Source organism: Sabulicella glaciei (assembly GCF_026183895.1).
GTDB lineage: Bacteria > Pseudomonadota > Alphaproteobacteria > Acetobacterales > Acetobacteraceae > Roseococcus > Roseococcus glaciei.
Genome location: NZ_JAPFQI010000046.1, coordinates 1 through 2,729, shown reverse-complemented (window position 1 = coordinate 2,729; position 2,729 = coordinate 1). Strand labels below are relative to the sequence as shown.

Below are 2,729 nucleotides of genomic sequence, written 5' to 3'. Positions count from 1 at the left end.
TGAGCGCGATAAGGGCGTTCGGTGGATGCCTTGGCGCCAAGAGGCGATGAAGGACGTGGCACGCTGCGAAAAGCCGCGGGGAGATGCGAGCGATCGTTGATCCGCGGATGTCCGAATGGGGAAACCCCTCCGCGAGGAGATCGTGGTCTGAATCCATAGGATCACGAGGCGAACCCGGGGAACTGAAACATCTCAGTACCTGGAGGAAAAGACATCAACAGAGATTCCGCGAGTAGTGGCGAGCGAAAGCGGATTAGGCCATTTGCCTTGCACCAATAAGCCGAAGCGTTTGGAAAGGCGCACCAAAGTGGGTGATAGTCCCGTAGGCGTGATGTGGTGTGGGGTGATCGAGTAGGGCGGGGCACGTGAAACCTTGTCTGAACATGGGGGGACCACCCTCCAAGCCTAAATACTCCTTGGCGACCGATAGTGCACAAGTACCGTGAGGGAAAGGTGAAAAGCACCCCGACGAGGGGAGTGAAAGAGACCTGAAACCGGACGCTTACAAGCAGTCGGAGCCTCCTTGTGGGGTGACGGCGTACCTTTTGTATAATGGGTCCGCGAGTTCGTGTTGGCAGCAAGCTTAAGCCGATAGGTGGAGGCGCAGCGAAAGCGAGTCTGAACAGGGCGTTCAGTTGCCGGCATGAGACCCGAAACCGAGTGATCTAGCCATGGCCAGGCTGAAGGTGGGGTAACACCCACTGGAGGGCCGAACCCACGCCTGTTGAAAAAGTCGGGGATGAGCTGTGGCTAGGGGTGAAAGGCCAATCAAACTCGGAAATAGCTGGTTCTCCGCGAAATCTATTGAGGTAGATCGTCAGGTGGTCACCATCGGAGGTAGAGCACCGGAAGGGCTAGGGGGGCCCAAAGCCCTACCAAACCCTACCGAACTCCGAATGCCGGTGAGTGCAGCCTGGCAGACAGACAGTGGGTGCTAAGGTCCATTGTCGAGAGGGAAACAGCCCAGACCACCAGCTAAGGTCCCCAAGTCATGGCTAAGTGGGAAAGCATGTGGGACGGCCAAAACAACCAGGAGGTTGGCTTAGAAGCAGCCATCCTTTAAAGAAAGCGTAATAGCTCACTGGTCTATTAGCTGTCCTGCGGCGAAAATGTAACGGGGCTCAAGCCATGCACCGAAGCTGTGGATGTGCGTAAGCACGTGGTAGCGGAGCGTTCCCTAGGCCTGTGAAGGGATACCTGCGAGGGGTCCTGGAGGTATGGGAAGTGCGAATGCGGACATGAGTAGCGACAAAGAGGGTGAGAAACCCTCTCGCCGAAAGTCCAAGGGTTCCTGCGCAAGGTTAATCCGCGCAGGGTGAGCCGGCCCCTAAGGCGAGGGCGACAGCCGTAGCCGATGGGAATCGGGTGAATATTCCCGAGCCCGCCAGAAGTGACGGTTCTGAAGTGCTGTTCATCCTTATTGGATTGGATGGGCGGTTGGAGGGATCCGGGAAACAGCTCTGGCATTGGACCGTACCCGAAACCGACACAGGTGGACTGGTAGAGCATACCAAGGCGCTTGAGAGAACCATGTCGAAGGAACTAGGCAAATTGCTCGCGTAACTTCGGGATAAGCGAGACCCTGTCCTGGGCAACCAGGGTGGGGTGGCACAAAGCAGGGGGTGGCGACTGTTTAGTAAAAACACAGGGCTCTGCGAAATCGAGAGATGACGTATAGGGTCTGACGCCTGCCCGGTGCCGGAAGGTTAAAGGGAGGAGTGCAAGCTCCGAACTGAAGCCCCGGTAAACGGCGGCCGTAACTATAACGGTCCTAAGGTAGCGAAATTCCTTGTCGGGTAAGTTCCGACCTGCACGAATGGCGTAACGACCTCCCCACTGTCTCCGGCATGGGCTCAGCGAAATTGAATTCCCCGTGAAGATGCGGGGTACCCGCAGTTAGACGGAAAGACCCTATGAACCTTTACTGCAACTTCGCAGTGGTGCCAGGAAGGGGCTGTGTAGGATAGGTGGGAGGCTATGAAGCCGGGGCGCTAGCTCTGGTGGAGCCAACCTTGAAATACCACCCTGCGCCTTTTTGGCATCTAACCGAGCCTGGTGATCCCGGGCCGGGACCCTGCGTGGTGGGCAGTTTGACTGGGGCGGTCGCCTCCCAAATTGTAACGGAGGCGCGCGATGGTGGGCTCAAGCCGGTCGGACATCGGCTGTTGAGTGCAAAGGCATAAGCCCGCCTGACTGTGAGCGTGACAGCGCGAACAGAGACGAAAGTCGGCCTTAGTGATCCGGTGGTCCCTCGTGGACGGGCCATCGCTCAACGGATAAAAGGTACTCTAGGGATAACAGGCTGATCTCCCCCAAGAGTCCACATCGACGGGGAGGTTTGGCACCTCGATGTCGGCTCATCGCATCCCGGGGCTGGAGCAGGTCCCAAGGGTTCGGCTGTTCGCCGATTAAAGCGGTACGTGAGCTGGGTTTAGAACGTCGTGAGACAGTTCGGTCCCTATCTGCTGTGGGTGTTGGAGACTTGAGAGGATCTGTCCCTAGTACGAGAGGACCGGGATGGACGCACCTCTGGTGCACCAGTTGTCACGCCAGTGGCACAGCTGGGTAGCCAAGTGCGGACGGGATAACCGCTGAAGGCATCTAAGCGGGAAACCCACCTCAAAACCAGGTCTCCCCGAGGGCCGTGCAAGACCAGCACGTTGATAGGCCGCAGGTATACGCGCAGCAATGCGCTCAGCCGAGCGGTCCTAATCGCCCGATAGGCTCAT

1 rRNA gene is annotated in these 2,729 nt (G+C 57.8%); it reads left to right on the top strand.

From position 1 onward, the window contains the following. Window position 1 precedes the first annotated feature (1 nt). A 23S ribosomal RNA gene (locus OF850_RS23265) occupies window positions 2-2,729 on the top strand.